At 46.5% G+C, this 24978-nt stretch carries 24 protein-coding genes and 2 other annotated features; of the genes, 18 read left to right on the top strand and 6 right to left on the bottom strand.

Annotated features, from left to right (window positions below; all coding sequences use genetic code 11):
• Positions 1–202: 202 nt before the first annotated feature.
• Positions 203–340: a sporulation histidine kinase inhibitor Sda gene (gene sda / locus EL268_RS18180; protein ID WP_007725857.1), complete on the top strand. Its 138-nt coding sequence runs from the start codon at positions 203–205 to the stop codon at positions 338–340.
• A 76-nt stretch (positions 341–416) separates the two neighbouring features.
• Here sda and EL268_RS18175 read toward each other — a convergent pair whose 3' ends face one another.
• Complete coding sequence (locus EL268_RS18175; protein ID WP_106652855.1) at positions 417–926, bottom strand: molybdopterin-binding protein; 510 nt, start codon at positions 924–926, stop codon at positions 417–419.
• A 406-nt stretch (positions 927–1332) separates the two neighbouring features.
• On the opposite strand from EL268_RS18175, the gene EL268_RS18170 reads away from it, so the two are divergent.
• The 5 genes from EL268_RS18170 (at position 1333) to EL268_RS18150 (ending at position 7577) form a co-directional block, all read left to right on the top strand.
• A complete protein-coding gene (locus EL268_RS18170; protein WP_106652856.1) occupies positions 1333–2859 on the top strand; it encodes an AbgT family transporter in 1527 nt (508 codons plus the stop codon).
• Between the two features lie 126 nt (positions 2860–2985).
• Entirely contained in the window at positions 2986–4155 is a 1170-nt protein-coding gene (locus EL268_RS18165) for a MalY/PatB family protein (protein WP_106652857.1), read from the top strand.
• A 78-nt stretch (positions 4156–4233) separates the two neighbouring features.
• Positions 4234–5166, top strand: a complete 933-nt coding sequence (gene glsA, locus EL268_RS18160) for a glutaminase A (protein ID WP_106652858.1) — start codon at positions 4234–4236, stop codon at positions 5164–5166.
• A 93-nt stretch (positions 5167–5259) separates the two neighbouring features.
• Positions 5260–5541, top strand: coding sequence for an Fpa/YlaN family protein (locus EL268_RS18155; RefSeq protein WP_007725848.1), 282 nt, complete (start codon positions 5260–5262; stop codon positions 5539–5541).
• A 108-nt stretch (positions 5542–5649) separates the two neighbouring features.
• Positions 5650–5892: a binding site (T-box leader), on the top strand.
• 49 nt (positions 5893–5941) lie between these two features.
• Positions 5942–6179: a binding site (T-box leader), on the top strand.
• 63 nt (positions 6180–6242) lie between these two features.
• On the top strand, positions 6243–7577 hold the full coding sequence (locus tag EL268_RS18150) for a sodium-dependent transporter (protein WP_106652859.1): 1335 nt from the start codon (positions 6243–6245) through the stop codon (positions 7575–7577).
• 55 nt (positions 7578–7632) lie between these two features.
• On the opposite strand, the gene cax is transcribed toward EL268_RS18150, so the two are convergent.
• Positions 7633–8676 (bottom strand): calcium/proton exchanger, encoded by a 1044-nt coding sequence (gene cax, locus EL268_RS18145; RefSeq protein WP_106652860.1) that lies wholly within the window; start codon positions 8674–8676, stop codon positions 7633–7635.
• A gap of 102 nt (positions 8677–8778) precedes the next feature.
• Here cax and EL268_RS18140 point away from each other — a divergent pair, with 102 nt between their 5' ends.
• Positions 8779–9039, top strand: a complete 261-nt coding sequence (locus tag EL268_RS18140; RefSeq protein WP_106652861.1) for a hypothetical protein — start codon at positions 8779–8781, stop codon at positions 9037–9039.
• A 58-nt stretch (positions 9040–9097) separates the two neighbouring features.
• Here EL268_RS18140 and sleB read toward each other — a convergent pair whose 3' ends face one another.
• Positions 9098–9856 (bottom strand): spore cortex-lytic enzyme, encoded by a 759-nt coding sequence (gene sleB / locus EL268_RS18135; RefSeq protein ID WP_106652862.1) that lies wholly within the window; start codon positions 9854–9856, stop codon positions 9098–9100.
• Positions 9857–10004: 148 nt separating this feature from the next.
• Between sleB and EL268_RS18130 the strand changes: the two genes are divergently transcribed.
• Both EL268_RS18130 and EL268_RS18125 read left to right on the top strand, forming a co-directional pair.
• Entirely contained in the window at positions 10005–11633 is a 1629-nt protein-coding gene (locus EL268_RS18130) for a thiamine pyrophosphate-binding protein (protein ID WP_106653148.1), read from the top strand.
• Positions 11634–11708: 75 nt separating this feature from the next.
• Complete coding sequence (locus tag EL268_RS18125) at positions 11709–12050, top strand: Asp23/Gls24 family envelope stress response protein (RefSeq protein ID WP_106652863.1); 342 nt, start codon at positions 11709–11711, stop codon at positions 12048–12050.
• 44 nt (positions 12051–12094) lie between these two features.
• On the opposite strand, the gene ftsW is transcribed toward EL268_RS18125, so the two are convergent.
• Positions 12095–13264 carry a putative lipid II flippase FtsW gene (gene ftsW, locus EL268_RS18120; protein ID WP_106652864.1) on the bottom strand — a complete coding sequence of 390 codons (1170 nt, stop codon included), beginning with the start codon at positions 13262–13264 and terminating at the stop codon, positions 12095–12097.
• Positions 13265–13331: 67 nt separating this feature from the next.
• Positions 13332–13676 (bottom strand): YugN family protein, encoded by a 345-nt coding sequence (locus tag EL268_RS18115; RefSeq protein ID WP_047068784.1) that lies wholly within the window; start codon positions 13674–13676, stop codon positions 13332–13334.
• A 151-nt stretch (positions 13677–13827) separates the two neighbouring features.
• Here EL268_RS18115 and EL268_RS18110 point away from each other — a divergent pair, with 151 nt between their 5' ends.
• On the top strand, positions 13828–14268 hold the full coding sequence (locus EL268_RS18110; RefSeq protein WP_106652865.1) for a CBS domain-containing protein: 441 nt from the start codon (positions 13828–13830) through the stop codon (positions 14266–14268).
• Positions 14269–14381: 113 nt separating this feature from the next.
• A complete protein-coding gene (locus tag EL268_RS18105; RefSeq protein WP_106652866.1) occupies positions 14382–15419 on the top strand; it encodes a MerR family transcriptional regulator in 1038 nt (345 codons plus the stop codon).
• 214 nt (positions 15420–15633) lie between these two features.
• Here the strand turns inward: EL268_RS18105 and EL268_RS18100 are convergent, their stop codons facing one another.
• A complete protein-coding gene (locus EL268_RS18100; protein ID WP_106652867.1) occupies positions 15634–16149 on the bottom strand; it encodes a hypothetical protein in 516 nt (171 codons plus the stop codon).
• 159 nt (positions 16150–16308) lie between these two features.
• On the opposite strand from EL268_RS18100, the gene EL268_RS18095 reads away from it, so the two are divergent.
• From EL268_RS18095 to EL268_RS18060, 7 genes are all read left to right on the top strand, one after another.
• Positions 16309–17019, top strand: coding sequence for a thermonuclease family protein (locus EL268_RS18095; protein ID WP_106652868.1), 711 nt, complete (start codon positions 16309–16311; stop codon positions 17017–17019).
• Between the two features lie 338 nt (positions 17020–17357).
• Entirely contained in the window at positions 17358–19805 is a 2448-nt protein-coding gene (locus tag EL268_RS18090; RefSeq protein ID WP_106652869.1) for a bifunctional diguanylate cyclase/phosphodiesterase, read from the top strand.
• A 42-nt stretch (positions 19806–19847) separates the two neighbouring features.
• Positions 19848–22298, top strand: coding sequence for a bifunctional diguanylate cyclase/phosphodiesterase (locus tag EL268_RS18085; RefSeq protein WP_106652870.1), 2451 nt, complete (start codon positions 19848–19850; stop codon positions 22296–22298).
• 141 nt (positions 22299–22439) lie between these two features.
• Positions 22440–22643: a copper chaperone CopZ gene (gene copZ / locus EL268_RS18080; RefSeq protein ID WP_088907078.1), complete on the top strand. Its 204-nt coding sequence runs from the start codon at positions 22440–22442 to the stop codon at positions 22641–22643.
• A 100-nt stretch (positions 22644–22743) separates the two neighbouring features.
• Positions 22744–23370 carry an NAD(P)/FAD-dependent oxidoreductase gene (locus EL268_RS18075; RefSeq protein WP_106652871.1) on the top strand — a complete coding sequence of 209 codons (627 nt, stop codon included), beginning with the start codon at positions 22744–22746 and terminating at the stop codon, positions 23368–23370.
• 82 nt (positions 23371–23452) lie between these two features.
• Positions 23453–23776 (top strand): metal-sensitive transcriptional regulator, encoded by a 324-nt coding sequence (locus EL268_RS18070; protein WP_106652872.1) that lies wholly within the window; start codon positions 23453–23455, stop codon positions 23774–23776.
• A 370-nt stretch (positions 23777–24146) separates the two neighbouring features.
• Complete coding sequence (locus tag EL268_RS18060; protein ID WP_232029928.1) at positions 24147–24935, top strand: cupredoxin domain-containing protein; 789 nt, start codon at positions 24147–24149, stop codon at positions 24933–24935.
• The last annotated feature ends 43 nt before the right edge of the window (positions 24936–24978 follow it).

Raw genomic sequence — 24978 nt, 5'->3', positions numbered from 1 at the left:
ATTCGTTCGACAAATTTCGACTGACTGTGGATAAAAGGAAAAAAACATCCACAAAGGAAATGCTTGGATGCTTATAAGTTACACACAATTTGCCCACATGTTACCAACAAGATGTCCACATTGGTTGTGGATATCCGAACGATTGTTCGATACAAATGCTTCTGTTACAATGGGCTCATATTAGTGATGGAGGTGAGCAAAGGTGAAATACTTAAGTGACCAAATGTTGATAGAAGTATATCATCGAGCTGTCGACCTTCAACTAGATGCAGCTTTTATCGAATTGCTTCGCGAAGAACTACAGCATCGGAATATCCGTATCACGCAGTTCAGCGCCTAAGAGCAAAATCATCACACATACGTAACATATGGCAAAAGCCATCCTCTTTTTTCGAAGGAGGATGGCTCTTGTTATCTTACGCTTGCTCGGTAATAAACTCCAAAGCAGTAATTCCTTTGATCGGTGCTTCATTTGCCAGCAACACTTCCGGCAAATAAAAGTACACAGGACCATCCTCTTTAATAGGCTTGCCGTCTTTGGAGAATTGCAGGATGGCTCTTCTTGCCTCTGCAAGGGGAAGAACGATCGCTTCCTGATCCTCGCGGTGAAGACGAACATGAGTCACCTCTGGTAGGGGCTCAGCGTTTGTAATGAAGGGATCGAGACGGATTCCGTACTCGCCTTCGAGCACTTTACGTTCTTCGGCTAAGCTTTTTCGTTCCGAAGGAAGCGTAGCCCCCTCGCGCAATTCCTTATCCCACTGCGTCCCTGTGCCATGCAAATACTTTGCTTGCGTAGCTAGGGAGCTATCATCTTCACCCGAGTATGTTTTCAGATCGAATTTGCGTTCATCAAAAACCCAAACGGTTGGATCCAATGTAATAGGGAAAGCAATGGCCCCTTTGAACACGATAACATCAGACATACGTCATTCCTCCGTGGTCATTCATAATCAATCTCTATATTACTATAGACTCGCAAATGACAGCAATTATCCAAAAAGCGAAAATTTCATAAAATAGTCTAAAAATTATTGACATGCATTTTATAGATTATATAATCATATTAGAAAGTTATTATGTGAGAGTGAACTTTATCTGCGATATTTGAACTCCTACTAAAAGAGGGAGGGTCAGATAAAAGGCATTGTGTACAAGCCTTTCGATTTTTGGAAGGGCTTTCACGAAAAAGGGAAGCTCACTTCGTCTTTCTCCCGCTGAACCATCAACGGCGATGAGCGCTAGAGAAGGAAGACCAAATCATTCATCCCGAGGATGGTTGCAAAGCCGCAGGAACATTCAGGGAATTCAAACGACTTAGGGGGCGAAACTATGGCGAAAGGCACGAATGTGCAAGCAGATCTGATGAAGCAAAAAGGTATCTTAAAATGGATTGAAACGGTAGGGAATAAACTCCCGCATCCATTTGTACTGTTCATTATTTTGTGTGGCGTATTGATGGTAGTCTCTGCAATCCTCGCAGCCATGGATTTTTCGGTTATACATCCTGCAAAAGGCGAAGAGGTTGCCGTTAAGAGTTTGCTTAGCGTCGAAGGTATTCACTGGATTTTAACAAGTATGCTGAAAAACTTTATTGAATTTCCAGCGCTTGGTCTCGTTCTGGCGATGACGCTTGGAATTGGACTGGCAGAAAAAATCGGTCTTTTGACGACAGTTCTACGCAAAATGATGGCAGGCATTCCGGCATCGGTTGTCAGCTATGCGATTGTCTTTGTCGGTATTTTGGGAAATCTTGCTTCTGATGCAGCCATGGTTATTATTCCTCCGCTTGGAGGTCTCGTGTTCTTGGCAATGGGGCGTCACCCGATTGCAGGCTTTGCAGCTGGTATGGCTGGTGTATCCTCCGGTTTTACAGCGAACTTTTTTATTGCGGGTACAGATGCTCTCTTGGCAGGGATCAGTACCGAAGTAGCGAAAACGATTGATCCGAATGCAATGGTTACACCAGTAGATAACTGGTTCTTCATGTCCGCTTCCGTTGTGATCCTCGCCTTCTTTGGAGGATGGATTACCGATAAAATTATCGAACCACGTCTTGGCACGTATCACGGCGATCGAAACGTACAATTCGAAGAAGTAACTCCACAAGAAAACAAAGCACTGCGCAAAGCTGGTATCGCAGCGTTGATTTTCGTGGTCATTGTCGGATTGCTGGTCGTTCCAGAAGGTTCACTGTTGCGTGATCCAAAGACAGGTGACTTCTTGACATCACCGTTTTTGAAAGGGATCATTCCCATCATCCTGTTGTTCTTCGTGACCGTATCGTTTGTGTATGGTAGAGCAATGGGACTGATTAAAACATCCAGGGACATTCCGCACTACATGTCCGAAGCCATCAAGGATATGTCCGGCTTTATTGTGTTAGCGTTTACAGCAGCGCAGTTCATCGCGTTCTTTAACTGGAGCAACATTGGTATCTTAATGGCTGTCAATGGCGCAGAACTCATGACAAACATGGGCTTGACAGGCTTGCCGATCATTATTGCCTTTACACTCTTCACAGGTGTCTGTAGCTTGTTTATCACGAGTGGTTCAGCGCTGTGGGCGATCCTTGCACCTGTATTCATGCCAATGCTGATGCTGTTGGATTACAATCCGGCGTTTATCCAAGTCGCTTATCGGATTGCGGACTCTGCAACCAATACGATCTCACCTGTGAATCCGTACATCCCGCTCTTCCTGGCTTTCTATCAGAAGTATAATAAGAATGCAGGAATGGGAACGATTTTCTCTACCATGACTCCATTTGCAATCGTTTTCCTGGTCGTTTGGATCTTGCAATTGACAGCATGGTACTTCCTGGACCTCCCATTTGGTCCTGGCGTATACGCTCGTTAATCTATTCATAGTAAGAAGAGAGTCGCTCATCAGGGCGGCTCTTTTTTGTACACCAGAAGCTTGGACAATTGGAAAAAGACGGTTTATTCTGTATGTATGTGAAGGGATTAAGGGGAGGGAACGAACGTGTACGATTTTGATCAGCGCATCGAACGCAGAGGGACAGATAGTGTCAAATGGGAGATTCAGAATCCAAAAGTGAACGGAGAAGGGATGCTTCCGCTATGGGTGGCGGATATGGATTTTGCTTGTGCTCCTGAAATCACAGAGGCACTGATCAAACGGGCGAGCCATCCGATATACGGATACACGTTGAAGTCAAATGCCCTTTATCAGAGCTTGAAAGAGTGGATACACAAGCGATTTGGTGTAGAGGTAGAAGTGAGCTGGATGACAGGGATACCTGGGGTCGTTCCCGGCATTCACGTAGCGGTAGAGGCCTATACAGCACCAGGAGATGGTGTCTTGATCCAGACGCCTGTGTACCATCCTTTTTACCATGCAGTCGAAAATCGCGGACGTCATGTCGTCACCAGCCCACTCTTGGAGCGTGACGGCCGTTATGAAATGAATTGGGATGATCTCGCACAAAAGCTGAGCGACCCGCGGGTGAAGCTCATGCTGCTCTGCACGCCGCATAATCCGATCGGGCGAGTTTGGACCAGAGAAGAGCTGGAGCGCTTGGGAAGATTGTGTGTAGAAAATGGCGTGATTGTGGTTGCCGACGAGATTCATTCGGATTTGGTCTATGAGCCAAATGTTCATACGCCTTACTATTCGCTGGCACCGGAGCTGGCCAACCAGAGCGTCACCTTTCTATCAGCCGCCAAAACATTTAATTTGGCTGGTTTGTACACCTCTTATTTGATGACAGAAAATCAGCAGTTATTGCGAGAGTTCCAGGTCACAGCATCCAAAATGGGCTATGAGAATCTGAATCTGTTTGGGATGGAAGCAACAATTGCTGCCTACCAACATGGAGAAGCATGGCTGGAAGAACTGTTGATCTACTTGCGTAGGAATGCAGCCTATGTGCATGAGTTTTTATCGACTCGTATTCCTGGGGTATCCATGGCAATTCCGGAAGCGACATACTTGGGGTGGATGGATTTTAGACAGCTAGGACGTAGTCAGGCGGAGTTGAACAAGCTCATTCGCGAGGATGCAAAGCTCGGTTTGCACGACGGTACGACTTTTGGGAGAGAGGGTGCAGGGTTTATGCGAATCAATTTTGCCTGCCCCAGATCCATTCTAGTCGAAGCGATGGAACGATTGGAGCACGCCGTGCAGAAGTAGGGATAATTTGACATGGGGCAAGTAGAAATCTACAATCGAATCTATATACATCGACGTAATAGACTGAGGGGTTTTTCGATGGATTTGAAACAAGCGTCCGAACAATTGGAGCGAATACGCAACCAATCACTTGAGTATACACACAAGGGAAGTGTAGCGTCTTACATCCCTGAATTGGCAAAAGTCGATTCACATCAATTGGGAGTGGCTGTATGCTTGCCCGATGGGACGATCCTTTCTGCTGGGGATACAGATGTGCCTTTCTCGATGCAAAGTATCTCCAAGATTTTCTCTCTGATCGTCGCCTTATGCCAGAACGGGAAGGAATACGTGTTTCGGCATGTGGGGAAGGAACCAACGGGAGACCCGTTTAATTCGATTATTAAGCTGGAGACGACCGAATCCCATAAACCACTGAACCCGATGATCAATGCAGGCGCCATTGCAGTTGCGGGAATGATTCGCGGTGCCAACGTGGACGAACGGCTAGATGCTGTCCTGGCTCTAATGCGGAAAATGACGGGGAATCCTCATCTTTCTATCAATCAGGCTGTCTATTGTTCTGAAAAGAAAACGGCTGATCGCAATCGTGCCCTCGCTTGGTTTCTAAAGGACAGCGGCATTCTGGAAACGGATGTAGAAGAGACGCTTGATTTGTATTTTCGCCATTGCTCGATAGAAGTGACAGCAAAGGAAGTAGCTACACTAGGGATGGTGCTTGCAGCAGACGGAATTCTCGTGAATACGGGTGAGCGAGTGATTCCAGAAGAGGTAGCGCGAATCTGCAAGACCTTCATGGTGACTTGTGGGATGTATAATGCCTCTGGAGAGTTTGCGATTGACGTAGGAATCCCCGCGAAAAGTGGGGTTGCCGGCGGTATTATGGCAACAGTGCCACAGCGAATGGGCATTGGTGTGTTCGGTCCATCTTTGGATGATAAAGGAAATTCGGTAGCAGGTGTCAAGCTGTTGGAGCTGCTCTCAAAAGAGTGGAAGCTTGGTATCTTTTAGCTTCTTGCAGTTGATCTGTCTTCTCCCCTTTTCAAATGGCCCAGAATCGCGTACTATGTATGATAAGGATGGAGGCAAACGGAGGGATAGGTTTTGACAGAAATTAAGGTTCCCGATCTGGAACAAAAAGCGCTAGCGTTGCTTCAAGCAGACGCCGACAAAATTTACAAGCTGATCGACGTACAGATGGAAAACCTGACCATGCCGCAGTGCCCACTGTATGAAGAAGTGCTGGATACCCAAATGTTCGGGCTTTCTCGTGAAGTAGAGTACGCGGTCCGCTTGGGACTGATTAGTGAAGACATTGGTCGAGAAATTATGGGTTCATTGGAACGTAAATTAGCCCATCTTCATGAACTGTTTAATCAAAAGTAAGGCGAGGAGAGCGGCGATCATCCTCGCTTTTCATTTTGTTGAAAGAAAAAACACTTGCCTATTTCTTGTATTTATATTAAATTAAATTCTATAATTTTTTATTAATTTTGAAATGCGATGACGGAGACTAGTATGCGGAATCACCGCTTGTCAGGGAGAAGCTGCCTTAGACTGTAAGCAGCTTTGAAGCGCGCCCCGTAGAATTCCCTCCTGAGCAGCCCTCTTAATGGCTTTTTGCCTAGTAGGAGGAATCGGGTCATTCCCGTTATCAATGATGGAGAGAAGTGTGAAGGGGATTTTTGTATCCCGTGCACTTAATCAGGGTGGTACCGCGAATAACTCGTCCCTTTTTTGGACGGGTTTTTTTATTTTCGGGAGACGCTCAATAACCGAATCATAGAAACAAGCAAGGAAAGAGACTAGTAAACGGACCTGCTGCATGACAGGGAAGGCTGCCATAGATTGAGAGCAGCCTGATGTAAGCCCCGTTGAATTCACTCTTGAGCTGACCTCTGAACGCAGGCGCCGCCAGTAGGAGAGTCCGGGTCATACCCGTTATCAATGACGAAGCGAGGCATCGCCTGTAAGGGATGTCTAAGTAGGGTGGTACCGCGAGAAGTAAGTAACTCGTCCCTTTATGGGGCGGGTTTTTTTGTATCCATTTTTGAGCATGAAAAGAATAACTTTGGAGGGTGAAAACTATGAAACAAGCCGAACAATGGACGAGCAGGCTCGGCTTCATCTTGGCAGCAGCAGGCTCGGCGATCGGACTGGGGGCCATTTGGAAATTTCCTTATATGGTCGGAACGAGCGGTGGTGGAGCGTTCTTTCTGCTATTCATCATCTTTACGCTAGCAATTGGTCTTCCGTTGTTGCTGGGAGAATTCACAATCGGACGCAGTACACAAAAAGAGGCGATCAGTGCGTATCAAACAATTGCGCCCGGGTCACTCTGGCATTGGATTGGTCGCCTTGGGGTGATCACTTGCTTCTTGCTCTTGTCCTTTTACAGTGTGGTGGGAGGCTGGATTCTTAGTTATCTGCTTCGCGGCTTTACAGGTCAATTGCAAGGGCCAGCTTATGATAAAGTATTTGGTGACGTAATCGGTGATCCTGTTAGTGCAGTAGTTGCCCAGTTGGTTTTCATGCTCATTACCGCATGGGTAGTAGCGAGAGGCGTACAGAGTGGAATTGAGTCCGCTAACAAGTACATGATGCCTGGTTTGTTCCTTTTATTCATGGTATTGATGGTTCGTTCCTTGACGCTGGATGGGGCGATGGAGGGTGTTTCCTTCTTTCTGCGTCCTGATTTTTCCAAGCTGACTGCTGAATCGATCCTGTATGCGTTGGGCCAATCCTTTTTCGCGTTGAGCGTCGGGGTGTCCGTCATGGTTACGTACAGCTCGTACCTTGCCAAAAACGAAAGTCTGGTTCGTTCTGCCGGATCGATTGTCAGTTTGAATCTGCTCGTATCGCTGTTTGCCGGTTTGGCGATTTTCCCTGCAGTCTTCTCCCTTGGAGTAGAGCCAACAGCAGGGCCGGGATTACTGTTTATCGTACTGCCTTCTGTGTTTGAACAAATTGCCTTCGGTAGTATTTTTCTGTTAATCTTTTTGGCTCTATTCCTTTTCGCAACATTGACTTCGGCTTTTTCGATGATGGAAATTATCGTTGCATCTCTTGCAAAGGGGGACGAAACAAAGCGCAAGCGTCTCGCTTGGGTGATTGGTCTGTTGATTTTTATCGTCGGTGTTCCGTCGGCTTTGTCATTCGGCGTATGGAGCGAGGTTACGCTGTTCGGCAAGTCTATCTTTGATGCGATGGACTTTTTGGTCAGCAATATCTTGATGCCGCTTGGAGCGCTGCTCATTTCGATCTTCGTTCCTTTGAAAATGAAGCGTGAGACATTGATAAATGAACTGGGAGCACATACTTCTCTGGGCAAACGCCTGTTTATCATTTGGCTCCTCCTGATTAAATATGTAGCACCTATCGCGATTCTCGCAGTTTTCCTGCAAATGCTGGGTATATGGTAAGAAAAGAAAGGCTTCGCCACATAAAATGGCGGAGCCTTTCTTTTGTGAAAGAGACTTACGCGAAGAAAAAGACCGTACCCAAAATAATATACACCGTCAACAGAAGTACGCCTTCAAACCAGTTTGTAGCGCCATCCCGCGTGATGGAAATCGTAATAAAGGTAGCAACGCCGATCGCAGCCAATTCAAAGGTAGTGAACACGATGTTCATAGGGTTGCCCAGCAAGAGACTGATGATGACGAGAGTAGGGGCTACGAACAAGGCAATCTGCAAGCTAGAGCCGATCGCAATCTCGACTGCTGCACCGATGCGTCCTTTTAGTGCCAAAAGCAAGGCAGCGCTGTGCTCTGCGGCATTCCCGATGATCGCAATTACAAAAGCACCGACGAATAACTCCGACCACCCTAACGTTTCGGATACATGGTGTACTCCCTCTACCAGCCATTCCGAGACAACGGCCACGAAAAAGGTGGAGACAGCAAGCATCAGGAGAGAGACACCCTTCGACCATACCGCATCACTTTCTTGCGGCTCGATATCCGATAAAAAATCGCTGTGGGTAATCATCGAAAAGATGAGCCACAAAACGTAGGCAATGATGAGCAGGCTGGCGATGACGATGCTGATGATCTCCACCTTGATCATAGGCAGCTCAAACATAAAGACTGCCGGTATGAACAAAGCAACGATCGCGAGTGTCATCAGGGAAGCATTGTGACTTGCCAGCCTGCTATTGAAGGTTTGTTCCTTGTACTTGAGACCGCCTAGTAACGTGCTCAAGCCAAGAACCAACAGCATATTTCCGATGATCGCACCCGTAATAGAGGCTTTGACCATATCGAACAAGCCTTCTTTCACCAGAAAAAAAGCAATAATGAGTTCGGCGGCATTTCCGAAGGTAGCATTAAGAAAGCCGCCGATTCGGTCCCCAGCATAATGGGCGACACTCTCTGTCGATTTTCCGAGCCAAGCCGCCAAAAAAATGATGGCAAGTGAAGACGTGACGAATTGGAGCATTTCATTACCAGAAAAATAGTGGGCGTAAAGAGCTAATAGCATGCTCCCGCCTACTAATGAGAAAAAGAGTTTCAAGTTCATATCATCACCTCAGCAATTTTTACTCATCCCTAGTACCTCATAGGTATAGAGTTCCTGTTCTGGACAAAACTAACCATGAACAAGAAAAGTGAGGTGTTTTTTATGACCCAGCCTTTGTTGTGCCCGACATGTAAATCGAATCGGATGAGGTTCACTGTCATCGAGCAGACTCCTCGCTATATAAGACTGGACCCGCAGTCAGGCGAAGTCGTAGCAGAACTCAATCAAGAACAGCTCGATATGTTTCACCAGCCGTACAAAGGTGAGAGCTACATGATACAATGTGGCGTTTGCGGGACCACAGAACCGGAAGAGCGATTCGTCAAAATGGCCCAGCATATGCAATCACAACGTTCAAAATGAGACGAGAATAGGAAAACAGGCACGCAGTTCACTGTCGTGCCTGTTTTTTTATGGAAAGCTAGCGGCAAAAAATGTGTCTGCCGATCTTTTTGATTTGAGGGCGGCTCCAAATCCAACCGGATGTAGCAGTATCCGGGTTGAAATAATAAATGGCTCCGTCTGATGGGTCCCACCCTTTGAGCGCGTCATTCACTGCTTTTTTTGCCTGTTCGTTCGGTGTCAGCCAAATCTGACCATCCGCCACAGCTGTAAAGGCACGAGGTTCGAAGATAACGCCTGCTGGTGTATTGGGAAAGGCCGGGTTTTTCGTCCGGTTTAGAATAACAGCCGCTACTGCCACTTGGCCAATGTAAGGCTCTCCACGCGCCTCTCCGTAAACGGCATTCGCCATTAAGCGCAGGTCGTTCTCCGATACCCCGGCTGCGTGATAGGTAGGCTTAGAAGGCTTCGATGGTGCAGGTGCAGCGGTTTGTGGCACCCCGAGATCAGTAGCCGTGGGCTTATAATTTTTCGTTGCGTTGTACAGCTTTACTTTTGTCTGCGCCCCGAGGACACCGTCAACGGTTAAGCCAAACTCATACTGAAAGTTACGCAACGCCCAATAAGAACGCCATCCGAATACGCCGTCTACTTTTCCTGTATAAAATCCAAGGTGCTTCAAGCGATACTGCATTTCACGCACGTCTGAGCCTTCTGCCCCTACTTTGACGATCTGCTTACTGAATGCATCCGAGCGCAAGGGAGATACCATAACCGCAGTCGTAACCAGAAGTGCGAATACTACTACAGCTAGCAGCCATTTGACAGGCTGTTTCATTTCTTACCCTCCTTCGGGTATGGATTTGAATATCAGTTGATTATTGTTAGGTTCTCCAACTTCCGTCATTTTGGCCATAGTAAAATATTGGAGAATGCGTAGACTACGAGTAATGTATGTGCACTTTGTCCTGGAAGGGGAAGATTTGATGCAGGTCGCGCAATATTTGACGGAACAATTGATTAGATGGGGAGTAAAACGAATATACGGGGTGGCAGGTGACGGAATCTTTGCCTGGCTGGATCAGATCGCGAAGCAATCCGACATTCCATACATTGCCTGCAAGCATGAATCTGCTGCGGCCATGATGGCAAGTGCGGAAGCAAAACTGACGGGAAATCCGGCTGTTTGTACTGCAACGATGGGGCCGGGTTTCGTCAATCTGCTGAATGGACTGGCAGATGCGCATACGGATCGCGCACCTGTCATTGCGATTACAGGTCAAGTGGAGACATACAAGCTGGGTGGCGCGTACAAGCAATTTCTCTCACAAGAGGACATGATACGTCCCATCAGTTTTTATTCGACGACGATTACGCATCCAGATGCAATCCAAAGTGCTTTGCACAAAGCATTTGTCATGGCTATGCAGCAAAAAGGAGTGACACATCTCGCCATTTGCAAGGACGTCTTTACCCAAACGACTTCAGATGCTGTCCTTGCAGCACTCCCACGCATTCCACATGCCATTTATCCTGACCGGATGGAGATCGAGCTGGCTTGCGAGCAGGTTGCGAAGTCGCAAAAGCCTCTCATACTGCTTGGAATCGGTGCTCGCAAGTCGGCGGATTCGTGTGTAAAGCTAGCGGAACAGCTAGGGGCAGGTGTGTTGCTGTCGCTCGGAGCAAAAGGGGCGGTAGATGAATCCCATCCACTTGTGATCGGCGGATGGGGAGAGGGGGGCAGCGAAACAGCTTTGCATGCCTTAGCGGAAGCAGATTTGTTGCTGATTTTCGGAGCGAGCTGGTTCCCTCGCGCTTTTTTGCCAAAGAAGCTGTCCGTCATTCAAGTAGATCATCAGCCTGGATCGATACATGCACATCCCTACCTCCAGTCTGTCACAGCTGAATTGGACGATGTCCTGCCTATCTGGATGAGACGCTTGCAATCGCGCAAACCGGACGATGCGTGGCAGGAACAGATCAAGCGTTGGCATGGAGAGTTTGGCAAGGAGACAGAGCAAGCAGTCATTCAACAAGCGAGTGAACAAGTAAAGCCACAAACCTTGATGCATACGCTTGGGGGAGTAGTAAATGAAGATGCGATTATCGTCTTGGATACGGGTGAGCACACGATCTGGTTTAATCGTGCGTTCCGTGGGAAAAAACAGACCCCACTCTTTTCCGGGAAGTGGCGAACGATGGGATTCGGGTTGCCTGCGGCTGTGGCTGCAAAGCTAACCTATCCTGAAAAGCAGGTCGTCTGCGTCACTGGGGACGGGGGATTGCAAATGAATCTGGCAGAACTTCTGACAGCGGCCCAACTCCAGTTGCCAATTGTGATTCTCGTGGTGAACAATGGGACATTGGGATTAGAAGAGGTCAAAATGAGTCAGGCGGGCTTCATCCCTTTTGGAGTAAAGTTACGGAATCCAGATTTTCAACAATTGGCGCATGCTTGCGGAATCAGTGGCAAGGTCGTCAAAGAGGTACAAGCTCTGGAGCCGGTATTGCGGGAGGCGCTTGCCGCAAATCAGTTGACACTCGTTGACATTCATTGCACGTCTCCGACACTAACGGAGAGAAAAAAACAAATTTCCTTCCAAGCCCAAGCATGATTTGTTTATAATGAAAGAAAAGGTAAAGGAAACCAGTGGGAGAAGTACGAAACGGGCGAAGAGGAGGGCGTCCTGATGGCTGACAGGCTTGGCGAAATCAGAGTAGCAGATCAGGTGATCGCGATCATTGCTGGTGTTGCTGTAGAAGAAGTGTTGGAAGTCACAGTCCGTTCTGGCGGAATCTATCAAGATTTGGCGAAAAAACTGAATGGCGGCTCGAAAGGCATTACCGTATCCGTAATAGACGACAGAGTCACCATTGACATGCGTGTGTCCGTCCGTTATGGGGTTCAGATCCATCACGTCTGTCACGTCCTGCAGGAAAAAGTAAAAGAAGCGGTGGAAACAATGACAGGTCTTTATGTGGAAGCCGTGAATGTACGGGTGGAAACAATCGAACTCCTTCGAAATGAGTAAGAAAAAGGGATACTGGACGCATCCGGTATCCCTTATGTATGTTCTTACATGGCATATGGCTGTTTTTGCAATTGCTCTTCTACCTTCTGTCGACTGACTTCCCGCGAAATACTGAGCAAAAAGCCAGTGGCGAGCAGACATACGAGCAAGGAGGAGCCACCATAACTGATAAACGGCAATGGTACGCCTGTCAATGGAATCAGACCCGTTACTCCACCAATGTTTAAGAGGGCCTGTATGGCGAACATACTGACAACACCGATTCCGGCAAGACTGGCAAAGGTGTCTTTTACGCGCAAACAAATATGGATGCCGCGCAGCAAGAAAAGCAAGTAGATCAAAAGGAACAGAGAGGCGCCGATAAAACCAAGCTCTTCTGTCAGGATCGCGAAAATAAAATCAGTATGCATCTCTGGCAAATACAAATACTTTTGAATGCTTTTTCCAAAGCCTGTCCCAGTCAGACCGCCATGTGCAATTGCAATCCAGGATTGAATAATGTGGTAGCCAGTGCCATCTGTATCACTCCACGGGTTGAGAAAGGAGTAGATCCGGTTCAAGGCATGTGGCTTCGCTGTGATGTATGCCAATAATGCAACAGTCACAACAGGGGCACCAAGTCCGAAGAGGTGACGGATTTTGGCACCGCCACAGATCATGACGATCAAAGCGCAACCGAGCAAGATGGCGGCAGAACCGAGGTCGGGTTGGACGACGATCAGCATAAAAAATATTCCTGTTACCATCAGTGGTGGCATCAAACCAGATTTGAGCTTCAGTATTCCGTTTCCTTTTTTGGAGATGATGGCTGCCAAGTACAGGATGAGGCCAAGCTTGGCAAACTCTGCAGGCTGAATGGTAACTGAACCGAACTTAAACCAAGATTGAGCTCCGTTATTTTCATAGCCGATCCCCGGTATGAGCACCAGGAGCAAGGAAAAGAAGCTGACCAGCGCAATCAATAAGAAATTCCTTTTATAAAAGGAGAAGGGAATGTTCATGGCGACCAGCATTCCAAAGACACCCACCAGTAAGAAAATGGATTGTCGCTTTACGAAATAGAGCTCATCGCCGCCACAATATTTACAGCCCCCGCTTGTAAAGCTGGTCAAAGCGAAAATAGAGCTGGAGCTGAGCACCATGGTTATGCCAAACCCAACAAGTAGGGCGGTCAAAAACAGGAGCAAGAAGTCAGGAACGCCCCTCGTCTTCATAAAAATACCCCCCCTCTACGTGAAACAGAGAGGGGATTCCTCTCTGTACACCGTGCCATTTCATTTTTTAGTGTGAGGACAGCTTCTCGCCCAGCATTTGCAGCTTCAATTTCGCTGTTTTCACAACGGAGTCCGGCATTGGGTAATCGTAATCCAGACCGTGTGGGAAAAGATGTTTGCCCATGTAAGGATCTTCGAGCTTCAGGACAGCGTGCGTATCCTCAAGTTTGCCTTCTGTTACGTTCGCTTCGATACGCAGGTAGAAGACATTGCCTTTATCTTGGATTTTATAATCGTATGTAGCATGCTTGTAATCCCAAGCGCCGCGATCAAAGCCGAGTTCGCTCATGTAGTGCTCCAGATCGGCGAAAAAGACTTCTTTTGTGCCAATCCCCGTGTCCTTAATGACCATTCTTTTTCCTCCTAAAAATGGGTGAGATATTCACTTATTAATCATAGTCTGTTTTTGGAAGAAGCGCAATATATCATACTCTTTCTTGCGAATGAAACGATAGATGAGCGGACAAACTACAATCGTTGATTACCAAAAGGAGGAGAATGAAATGGCAAAGCTGGAAAATCGCACACTGCGCGAAATTATGACAAAAGATGTCGCTACTGTGACGCTTAAGGATAATGTGTATGAAGTGGCTTGCAAAATGCGCGATTGGAATGTAGGGGTCATTCCGGTTGTGGATGAAAAAAATGATGTAATCGGCGTGATTACGGATCGTGATATTGTGATTCGCGGTTTGGCTGAAAAGCATGAAGGATCGACTGCAACCGAGGTTGTTATGACCCGGGACATTATTCTCGGTCAGCCGGGAATGACGGTTGATGAAGCTGCAAAGGTTATGGCCCAGCATCAAATTCGTCGCCTGCCCGTTGTCGATAATGGCAAGCTGGTCGGTATTGTGGCATTGGGAGATATGGCTGTTCGTCAAGTTCACCACGATGAGGCGAGTGACGCTCTCCAACAAATTTCTGAACCTGCGACACATTAATAAGGTAGAAACGAGCTGTCGGAAAGAATCCGGCAGCTTTTTTCTTTCGTTCTGTACATTCACGCTGCGTCAAGGTTTATGATAAGGAAAGATTGATACAGGGAGAGAGTTCCATGCAAATCAAAGACATGGCCCATCGCTTGCAAATAACGCCGCGTGCGATTCGATATTATGAAGAAAAAGGGCTAATCAAACCTTCGAAAGCAGATGCGTCCGGGTATCGCCAGTTCACAGAGGAAGATGTCTGGAGACTGCAAACCATCATTACACTGCGCGAGGTCGGGATGGCGGTAGAAGACATTCGGGAGCTCCTGATTCAAATGAAGGATCAGGAAGGCAGTCTTCTCCATTATTTAGAGCTGCAGCGTTCGTTTATGTATACAAGGTGGGTAGAAATGAGCAAGGTCATCCAAACGACAGAAGCGATGATTGAGCGAATCAGGGACAGAGAAACGATTGATCCCGGAGAGCTGTTTACACTGGCAGAGGCGAACAAGCGATTGAAGCAGACACGTGATAACTGGGTGGATCGATGGAATTTTAATGAATGGGCGGATCGCTACGACGAATGGGTACATGGCGGGAATGGTCATGAATCGTACGAAAACGTACTGGAGGAGGTCGTCGAGACAGTTGCGGTCAAACCGGGAGAGTGCGGTCTGGATGCCGGAACAGGTACTGGAAACCTCGCAGGTCGTCTCGTGAAAAAAGGAGCCAGGATGAGCGGGTTCGACCAATCTCCGCAAATGCTGAAGCAATGCAGAGCGAAACACCCAGAGGTCGAGACGAAGCTGGGAACCTTTTTCGCATTTCCGTTTTTAGAAAATCGGTTTGACTTTGTGGCTACGAGCTACGCTTTGCATCATTTGACGGATGATCAGAAGCAGCTTGCCTTGGCGGAATGTCGCCGCGTACTGAAGCCAGGGGGGAGATTGGTCATTGCCGATTTGATGTTTGTGGACGAGAGGCATAGACAAGACCATCTCAATGCCTTGGAGGAGGCAGGTCAAACGAGAGTGATAGCAGATATACAGGATCGCTGTTATGCAGATCGCTCCCGATTACTGCAGGAGCTTGTTTATCTTGGTTTTACGAATGATGTAAGACAGCTAGGTACTTACACGCATTTGATCTTGTCTACTAGTAAATAGTACATTCTTGGAGAGGTTTTTCAAAAAATCGTCTTTTGAACACGCCTTTCACTTTTGGGCTCTTCCAACTACTGGCACGTGTCTAGCCTTTTGCATAGGCTGTAGCGAGAAGGAAAGGAGGACTCCACCATGGGTCTGTTCGACGGTTTTTTTGATCGCGAAAACGAGGAATTTATATGGATTATTATTGTCGTGGTCGTCCTGTTGTTCTTGTTTAGTGCCGATCGTGACTAAAGTCTGGACGTATAGACAAAACGACCTTGCGCGAAGGTCGTTTTTTTCGAAACCCAAAATGGACTACTTTATCCAAAACATACTCGCGCGGTGGCAGTTCCCGGGGAGCTGCGTAGGGGGTCAAGGAGAAGCCAACACTATCGAGTTGATCGGGGAGGGCATGGCTGACCATAAACTGCAGGGAGATTTCTCGGTCAGAGCCGCGCGCTCCGCTTTTGCGCACATGGTGCTCCTGTGAGCTTGCGATTTCGAGCATGAGATGCGGGCGTATCCTGCCCATGTTTTCGTCATCGGTCATTCCCGATTTTATCTCGACATGAACAATGCTCAAATTCTTGTGTTGCATGGCATGTGTCAATGTGTAGGTAAAACCATCAAGCACAGTTGTTTTCATAATAGGCAGCACACCGATCAATTCGCCGTACTCATCAGGGAATACAGGTCTTGTTTCAGAATTTAATGTGTGCAGAAACCAGCCAAGTTCAGCTTCATCCATACCGTATTTCTCAGCCCAATCCTGCCTGATTCCCTGGGGTGGGGTTAATCTTTTCCCGTTTACAAGCAAACGTTTGTACTTTTTTCTCTCCTATTGACCTGCGTTGACAAATCCACTACGCTGGAAAACAATGCAACGTAAAAGAGGAGAAGGAAGTCTATGAAACGATTAACCATGTATCTGCTCGCAGTGGTTCTTTTGCTATCGGCATGTGGATCGTCCGGCCAGCCAGAATCTAACGGCGAGATGGGTGCTGTGATCAAACGAGTGGTTGATGGCGATACATTCGAGCTGGACAGCGGGGAAAAAGTCCGTATGATTGGCGTAGACACCCCAGAGACAGTGAAACCCAACCATCCAGTCGAACCGTATGGGAAAGAAGCGAGCAATTACTCCAAGGAGCTTTTGACTGGCAAAAAGGTCAAGCTGAAGTTTGATGTCGAGCCTTATGACAAATACAAGCGTTTGCTTGCCTACGTATATTTGGAAGACGGTACCTTTGTCAATGAAAAGCTCGTTCGTGACGGCTACGCCCGGATCATGACGATCCCACCGAATGTAGCCCAAGCTGAACTGTTCCTGGCAGCGGAGCGGGAGGCGCGGGAGCAGAATCGCGGACTGTGGGCTTTAGAAGGGCAGCAGGAAGAGGCTCCTAAGGAAAAAGCCAAGCCAAAAAAACAGTCCAAGAACGATACCACCACAGACACCGCACCACCAGAAGGCAAGACCATCAAGGGCAATATCAACAGCAAAGGCGAGAAAATCTATCACGTTCCTGGCTCGGCTAGCTACGAGCAAACAAAAGCCGAGATGTGGTTTGCGACGGAGGAAGAAGCGCAGCAAGCAGGTTTTCGGGCGCCAAAACGATAAGACATGCAAGAAACTTGAGCCGCATAAATGGGAAAGGTAAGCCTCGTCCGCCTTGGCAGACGGGGCTTTTTCCTTGTCGAAAAGAATTTCAAAAATGTTACAGAACGATATTGTATGATAATAGAGGTCAAAAGACCTATGGAAAATGCCGTTACATAAGAGAAAGGGATTATAAAATACTTACATTTTTCACAGAAAGAAGAGATAATTCGTAGAATTACGATGGAGGAAACAACTATTATGAAGTTGACGGTGTACGCTTTCCGAAATGGCCGAAGAGCTGCAGCATTCCATCCATAAATTTCGAAGATAAGTGGTAGATCAGACGGGGGTGTCATGTGTTTAATCATATCAGAGATGTAAAGTATGCATTATCTGCATTGGAAGAGTCATCTGTTATTTCGATAACTGATGAAAAAGGAATCATCACCTACGTCAATCACAACTTCTGTCAAATATCCAAGTTTACTAGAGAGGAATTAATCGGAAAAAACCATAACATCGTCGATTCTGGCTTCCATCCGCGAACCTATTTTAAAGCGTTATGGGATACCATTAGCCAAGGAAAAGTATGGAAAGGCGAGATGAAAAATCGGGCAAAGGACGGTACGGAATATTGGCTTAGCATGACGTTAGTGCCGTTCATGAACGACAGTGGATTCCTGTATCAGTACGTGGCAATCGGGACGGACATCACGAAACGAAAGCAGATGGAAGAGTCGCTTTCAAAGACGATGAAGGACTTGCACGATATCAAAAATGCCCTTGATGAATCTTCGATTGTAGCGATTACAGACGACAAAGGCGTCATTACCTATGTAAATGACAAGTTTTGTGAAATCTCCAGATACGAAATGGATGAATTAGTTGGCAATACACATCGGGTCATTAACTCTCGCTATCATTCCAAGTCGTTTTTTAAATTGATGTGGGAAACGATCAAGCAAGGACGAGTCTGGAAGGGCGAAGTGAAGAATCGCGCCAAAAACGGCAATGAATATTGGATGAATACGACCATCGTGCCATTTCTAGACGACCGGGGAGTTCCGTATCAATATGTTTCGATCCGGACGGATATTACCGACCGCATTGAAGCAGAGGCAGCTTTGGCAGAAGCATTGCAGAATGATTTTCGCAGGACGGTCCAAAACTTGCAAAACTGCGTGTTCAAGATCGTGACAGATCCGAAAGGGAAAATCACCTATACCTTGTGTGAAGGGAAAATTGCCGAAGAGCTTGGGCTGACGTCTGAGAGAATGCTGAGAAAAACGTCGTATGAAATCTTTCCTTATGAGGTAGCGGAGCAATTGGAACGCTATTTTCGCAGAGCATTTGCTGGCGAGCCTGTTACCTTCGAACTGAAATTATCCGGAAATGATTATTATATTACGTTGTCACCTATCGAGGAAAACGGCGAGATCGTGGAAATGGTAGGCTCCATGATTGACATCACCGAGAGGAAAAAGGCGGAAGAAACGATTCGGTACATGGCCCATTACGATTCCTTAACCAACCTGCCAAATCGAACGCTTTTTCATGAAAAACTGACAAAGGCCATGTTCAAAGCAAAACAAAAAGGCGAGAAAATCGGCGTCATGTTCATCGATTTGGATCGATTTAAAAACATAAATGATACGCTTGGTCACTCCATCGGGGATGTCCTTTTACAAGCAGTAGCAAATCGTCTCATCGGTTGTTTGCGAAAAGGGGATTCTGTTTCTCGATTAGGCGGAGATGAGTTCGCCATCTTTCTCACGGGTGTCACACACAAGGAGGTTGGTGAAATTGCGCAGCGAATCATTACGAGCATGTCCGAATCGATTACGTTAGACCATATCGAAATCTTCATCACACCAAGTATCGGCATCAGCATGTATCCGGATGATGGAGACGATATTGAGGCGCTGTTAAAGCATGCGGACGCTGCCATGTATTTGGCCAAAGAGCAAGGGAAAAATAATTATCAATTTTTTTCGGAGGAGTTGCATCAGGTTTTAGCCAAAAAGCTGCAGCTTGAAAGAGAGCTGCGAAAAGCTTTGGATGAGAAACAATTTACGCTGCATTATCAACCGAAGATTCGTTTGCAGACGGGCCAGATTATCGGTATGGAGGCGTTGATTCGTTGGGAACATCCAGACCTTGGTCTCATCCCACCTATTCAATTTATCCCGATCGCAGAAGAAACAGGCTTAATCGTACCGCTTGGAGAATGGGTAATGCGAACGGCATGCCAACAGACAAAAGTGTGGCAGGAAGCAGGCTTTACACAGCTGGCTGTTGCGGTGAATATATCTTTGCGCCAATTTATGCAAAACAATCTCATTGAGATGATTACCTCGATCCTGGAAGAAACGGGCTTATCTCCGCAATACTTGGAGCTGGAGATCACGGAAAGCATGGCGCTCGATGTAGACTATACGATTCGGATTTTGAATCGCTTGAAAGGTCTCGGGATTAGCATCAGTATCGATGATTTCGGGACGGGCTACAGTTCTTTGAGCTATCTCAGTCAATTTCCGATTGATCGGCTCAAAATCGACCAATCCTTTGTCCGGAATTTGAATCCGCGGAATCAAGCGATTATTAAAACGATCATCCATATGGCACACAACATGAAAATTGCTGTTATTGCAGAGGGTGTAGAAACACAAGAACATGTTGATTTTCTAAAGGAACAAATGTGTAATGAAGTCCAAGGATACTACTACAGTAAACCGCTGCCCGGAAAAGAAATCGATTCCTTCTTGCAGGTAAATCGCTATAGTGAATCAGGTAGCATGGTTTAAGTGAGACCATCCAGATTAACAAAAGGAAAGCGGTGAAGGAGTTTGGATCACCAGATACATGGGACGTACGACAGTTTCCTAGTGATACTATCTTATTTAATCGCGGTTGCAGCTTCTTTTTCTGCTCTCAGCCTGGCAGCCAGAGTGAGTACAAGTAAGGGGAAGCATCAGCTACTCTGGTTGATTTTTGGTGCCACAACGATGGGGCTTGGAATATGGTCCATGCATTTTGTCGGAATGCTGGCACTAACCCTCCCCATTAAGGTTCTGTATGACATGGAGTATGTCATCCTATCCGTTATTCTTGCCATTTTTGTCTCAAGCATCGCTTTGTTTACCGTCACGAAAAGCAACCTACATGCAAGACAGTTAGGTATCGCGGGAATTTTGATGGCTGCTGGCATATCTGGGATGCACTACGTTGGAATGGCCGCGATGATTATCGAAATTACATATGATATGTGGATCGTCATTTTATCCATTATCATTGCAGCGACTGCTTCGGCAGCGGCACTTTGGCTTTTGTTTTACTTTCGCCGTGATCAGTCGAAATATGCGTATTTATACAAATTGGGCAGTTCACTCATTATGGGAGCTGCAATCGCAGGTATGCATTACACCGGGATGGTCGCAGCGCATTTCTACGTAACGGAACTGCCGACAACAGAGGTGGAAACGCAGATTGAGCCGGAGACCTTGGCCTATATCATTGTCTTGGCTACCTTTTTACTGATCGGCATTACATTGTTCGGCTTGTTTATTAACAAACGACTCTCGCAAAAAGATACGGTCATTCAGGAAAATGAAAGCTGGTATCGTTCCCTTTATAAAAATAATGAATACGGCATTATTTCCTTAGATACAGGTGGATGTATTATTAAAATGAACCCGGCTGTCACAAAGATTGGTGGACTGCGGGAGGAAGAATTCATTAATCAACATGTATCAAAAATTGGCTTGCATATTGTTGAGGAGAAAAGGGACATCACCAAGGATTCTTTTGACCAGTCTTTTCAGCCCATTCGCAATCATTTTGAGACCACCATACTACATCCGAACGGGAATCGCGTAGAACTGAGTGTACTCAATGTCCCGGTTGAGATTGAGGGAGAAGTTGTTGGGAATCACATCATTGTAAAGGATATTACCGAAGAGAATCGCGTGAAAGAAAAAATCAGGTATTTGGCTTATCACGATGAGCTGACCGACTTACCGAACCGAAGAAAGTTTAATCAAGTCCTTCATCAATCCATTGAAAAAAGCAGCGAAGATTCATCGAGCTTTGCTGTCATGGTTATCGACATTGATCGGTTCAAAATGATCAATGATTCCTTGGGACACTCTTACGGCGATATCTTTTTGCAGGGGGTCAGCGACAGAATCGTAAAGAGTGCGGAAGGGTACCAGGCAACAATTGCACGGATGGGTGGCGATGAATTTACGATCCTCTGCGAAACAGGAGCGGACCGCAGGGAAGCGGCGAGTTTAGCGGACAAGATCATTGAAGCGCTGAAACAGCCATTCTCGCTAAAAGACAGTGAATTTTACATATCAGCAAGTATTGGAACGGCGATATTCCCAGACCATGGAACAGATGCTGTTGCGCTGCTCAAAAAAGCGGATACGGCCATGTACGAGGTGAAAAAACAGGGGAAAAATGGTCATCTGTTCTACACGCCCGATTTTGACGTCCAATTGCTGGAAAATATTGAAATAGAACGTGATCTCAGAAAAGCTATTGAACGAAATGAGCTGGTAGTGTACTACCAACCTCAATTTCATTCGGAAAGCAATCGCATGATTGGAGTGGAGGCACTCGTCAGGTGGAATCATCCGACCAAAGGGATGCTTTCACCAGGAGTGTTTATCCCGATTGCTGAAGAGACAGGGTTGATCTATGAGATCGGTACATGGGTGCTTCGCGAAGCATGCAGGCAAATGAAGCAGTGGCATGATAAAGGGGGGCCGTTGATACCTGTCTCCGTCAACTTGTCCTCTCATCAATTCCATCAACGGAACCTCGTCCAGTACATCAAAAATATCCTTGAGGAAACCAAGCTTGCCCCGCACTTTTTGGAACTGGAAATCACAGAGAGCATGATGATGGACCCGGCAGTATCGATCAGTATCCTGCATGAGTTAAACAAAATCGGAACGAGAATCAGCTTGGATGATTTTGGAACCGGTTACAGCTCTTTGAGCTATTTGAAAAAGTTCCCGATCCACAAATTAAAGATTGACCGCTCCTTCATAACCGACCTGTCTCGAAATGATAACGATAAAGCCATTGTGGCCACTATTATTTCGATGGCAAAGCATCTGAAATTGGATGTAATTGCAGAAGGCATTGAAACGAAGGATCAGTTGGACATTTTGACAGAAAATCATTGCAAGGAAATTCAAGGGTACTATTATAGTCGCCCATTATCTGCGAATGAGGTGGAGCAAGTGTTTTTTGTTCCCACCAGAAATCATCTCAGTCAAGAAGAGTAAGGAAGACTCCCTGTCATTTACAGATGGGGAGCTTTTTTGTATGTACACAGCAGGAAAAGTAAAATTGGGTATTGCATACCCTACAGGGGTATCGTAAAATGTAATCAAGCAAAGCTTCCCAAACACAAAGGAGGATGTAAAATGAATGTCACTTTGAACGTACAAGGAATGTCCTGCAATCACTGCGTCATCTCTATCGAAGGTGCTCTTCAAAAACTAGACGGGGTTAGCAAAGCAACGGTCAGCCTTGCTGACAATCAAGTAAGCGTGACTTTTGATGAATCCGTTGTTTCGCTGGAAAATGTAAAAGAGACCATTGAAGATCAAGGGTACGATGTCGTTTAAGCAAAGGGAGCGGGAAAGGCTGTAATTGTAGAATGGCAGCCTTTCTTACGCTTTCGGTTGACCGAATATACAAATTCAAATCGTGCAGGAGGAATGCCTTTTGAAGCGTGTACAGTTTGCTGTGAGTCCAGAGATTCGTGTCGGCGGATCTGTGTTTACGCCAACAGATATGGTGGCGATCGGTCAGATCGTTGGCGAGGATGCACAAATTGAACTTTCGACCTTTCAGCAGCTTCTTGTCGAGATGAACGAAGAGAAGGCTGAGGATGCCAAAAAAGCGCTGCGTGAAAAAGGCTTATGTGTGTACGAAACGGGCTCTGTTGTGAAAAATTTGTCTGTCTGTTCTTTTTGCAAGGGAGCAGAGATTGAAGGGCTAGAGGCAGCGAGAAATTTGAATGATACGATTGCAGGAATGACCGTTCCTTTTACGATGCGAGTCGGTTATACGGGATGCCCAAATGCCTGTGGAGAGCCGTTGGTAAAAGATATCGGGATCGTCAAGCGAAAAGAAACCTTTGAAATCTACGTCGGAGGCCAATCGAAAACAATGGAGGCCAAAACAGCCGAGCTCCTGGTCGAGCAGGTGAAGGAAGAACAATTATCCTCCATCGTCCAAAGCATCATTACGTTGTATCAGACGCAAGGGAAAAAGAGAGAGAAGTTTTTCAAGTTTGTCGAGCGATATGGATTGGAAAATGTCCGAAAAGAATTGGGGCTGTCTTCCTGAGCGATATGTGAATATGGAACTTGCTACATTTTGAAAATTCGGATTATAATCGAAGCGTATGTTTGCTAGGGGAGGAATCTCATTGTCAAGTGCAGAATTGAACGTTGTTCAGTCTTGTCATACATCTGATCGAAACAGTCATCATTCAGAAAAGACCAAGCAAAACTTACAGGCGCGCCTCAATCGGATTGAGGGACAGATTCGCGGGATTAAAGGCATGGTGGAGAAGGATGTGTATTGTGATGATGTCTTGAATCAAATTGCTGCGGTACAATCTGCCCTAAATTCAGTGGGACGCATCCTTTTGGAAGGGCATATGAAATCCTGTGTGATTGAACGCATCCAAGAAGGGGACAGCGCAGTCATTGACGAGCTGTTAACCACGATGAATAAGCTGATGAAATAAAAAGCTTCAGAAATGAAGCTTTTTTATTATTGCGGAATATAGCTATGTTGCTATTAGTTGTGTGCGGCATGGAAGTGGTCGAGTGTGGTCGTGAGGGATTTGAATCAGCCCTCTCACCCTTACACACGCGCACACGTAGCCGTGGCCTGATTTTAGATGGGGAAGTGCAGAATGAAGGAATCCAACGAGGGTGTCCTTTTCTAGTTCGCTTTGTCCTATTTTGTTGGCGTAGGACATACCTTACAATGAGGGGAATATACTCGGGGGTGGTATCTTGGGCGCGGTGTATCAGGTCCTAATCTACGTCAGTTTCGCTTACGTTTGCTTTACATGGTTTATATGGCGGCGACGAAAGCAGGGAATCGATCATATGCAAGGCATGATGAGCACGATGTCTGTTAGTATGATGATTGGCTTGATCGGAGGATTGATCCTGGGCGATATTTACAGGGGTGACCTTTATGTATCTACTATGTGGGGAATGCTGGCAGGTGGTTTGTCTGGTTTTCTGATAGGCGTTCCTTTGTCGATCCTGAGTATTGTGGAAGGAATCTTATCGGGCGTCATGGGCGGGATGATGGGTGCCATGCTGGGTGAGATGGTTCCGGCGGAAAAAGTAGAGCCTCTCCTGTTTGTTTTCGTCATGCTCTATACCGTATGTATGCTGCTCGTAGCCAAGCTGATTGATTCCAATAAAAAAGAATCGAAGTGGTCCTCCTTTTTTCATCATCCTGCCACTCCAGCTGTGTTGCTGCTTGCCGTCTTCTTCTGGTTTCAATCACTACCGTTTCCATCCCCGGCTCTTTATGCAGGCGATCGCCCGACAGAAATCAACCTCACAGCCCTCGAGTTTTCGTATAAACCGAACCAATTTTCCGTGAAAAAAAATACGGAGATCAAGGTCGTCTTTCAAAATGACGGCAATGTAGAGCACGATATCGAGGTTGTGTCTCATGGAAAAATCGTTACGATTTCAGAATCAAGCACGGAACATCATCATGGAGCAATGGCTGAGGGTGTGGTTCATTTGCACGCCAAACCGGGAGAGTCTGTTGAAACAGTGTGGAAGGCATTGGAGGAAGGAACTTATGAATTTTATTGTACGATCCCTGGACACAAAGAAAGCGGCATGATAGGGCGCTTGCAAGTGACGGGATGAAGCAAAGGGAGAGGCGAATGCCTTTCTTTTTCTCTTTCTTCAT

Origin of the sequence: Brevibacillus brevis (genome assembly GCF_900637055.1) — a bacterium.
In the GTDB taxonomy this organism is placed as follows: Bacteria; Bacillota; Bacilli; order Brevibacillales; family Brevibacillaceae; genus Brevibacillus; species Brevibacillus brevis.
Note: the sequence above shows the minus strand (reverse complement) of the source record. Positions and strands in the feature narration are given on the sequence as shown.

Excerpts from the sequence above, each read along its gene's own strand:
- EL268_RS18175 (WP_106652855.1), bottom strand. The coding sequence starts at position 926 with ATGTCTGATGTTATCGTGTTCAAAGGGGCCATTGCTTTCCCTATTACA.
- EL268_RS18170 (WP_106652856.1), top strand. The coding sequence starts at position 1,333 with ATGGCGAAAGGCACGAATGTGCAAGCAGATCTGATGAAGCAAAAAGGT.
- glsA (WP_106652858.1), top strand. The coding sequence starts at position 4,234 with ATGGATTTGAAACAAGCGTCCGAACAATTGGAGCGAATACGCAACCAA.
- EL268_RS18150 (WP_106652859.1), top strand. The coding sequence starts at position 6,243 with ATGAAACAAGCCGAACAATGGACGAGCAGGCTCGGCTTCATCTTGGCA.
- cax (WP_106652860.1), bottom strand. The coding sequence starts at position 8,676 with ATGAACTTGAAACTCTTTTTCTCATTAGTAGGCGGGAGCATGCTATTA.
- EL268_RS18140 (WP_106652861.1), top strand. The coding sequence starts at position 8,779 with ATGACCCAGCCTTTGTTGTGCCCGACATGTAAATCGAATCGGATGAGG.
- sleB (WP_106652862.1), bottom strand. The coding sequence starts at position 9,856 with ATGAAACAGCCTGTCAAATGGCTGCTAGCTGTAGTAGTATTCGCACTT.
- EL268_RS18130 (WP_106653148.1), top strand. The coding sequence starts at position 10,005 with ATGCAGGTCGCGCAATATTTGACGGAACAATTGATTAGATGGGGAGTA.
- EL268_RS18125 (WP_106652863.1), top strand. The coding sequence starts at position 11,709 with ATGGCTGACAGGCTTGGCGAAATCAGAGTAGCAGATCAGGTGATCGCG.
- ftsW (WP_106652864.1), bottom strand. The coding sequence starts at position 13,264 with ATGAAGACGAGGGGCGTTCCTGACTTCTTGCTCCTGTTTTTGACCGCC.
- EL268_RS18115 (WP_047068784.1), bottom strand. The coding sequence starts at position 13,676 with ATGGTCATTAAGGACACGGGGATTGGCACAAAAGAAGTCTTTTTCGCC.
- EL268_RS18110 (WP_106652865.1), top strand. The coding sequence starts at position 13,828 with ATGGCAAAGCTGGAAAATCGCACACTGCGCGAAATTATGACAAAAGAT.
- EL268_RS18105 (WP_106652866.1), top strand. The coding sequence starts at position 14,382 with ATGCAAATCAAAGACATGGCCCATCGCTTGCAAATAACGCCGCGTGCG.
- EL268_RS18100 (WP_106652867.1), bottom strand. The coding sequence starts at position 16,149 with ATGGATGAAGCTGAACTTGGCTGGTTTCTGCACACATTAAATTCTGAA.
- EL268_RS18095 (WP_106652868.1), top strand. The coding sequence starts at position 16,309 with ATGAAACGATTAACCATGTATCTGCTCGCAGTGGTTCTTTTGCTATCG.
- copZ (WP_088907078.1), top strand. The coding sequence starts at position 22,440 with ATGAATGTCACTTTGAACGTACAAGGAATGTCCTGCAATCACTGCGTC.
- EL268_RS18060 (WP_232029928.1), top strand. The coding sequence starts at position 24,147 with ATGCAAGGCATGATGAGCACGATGTCTGTTAGTATGATGATTGGCTTG.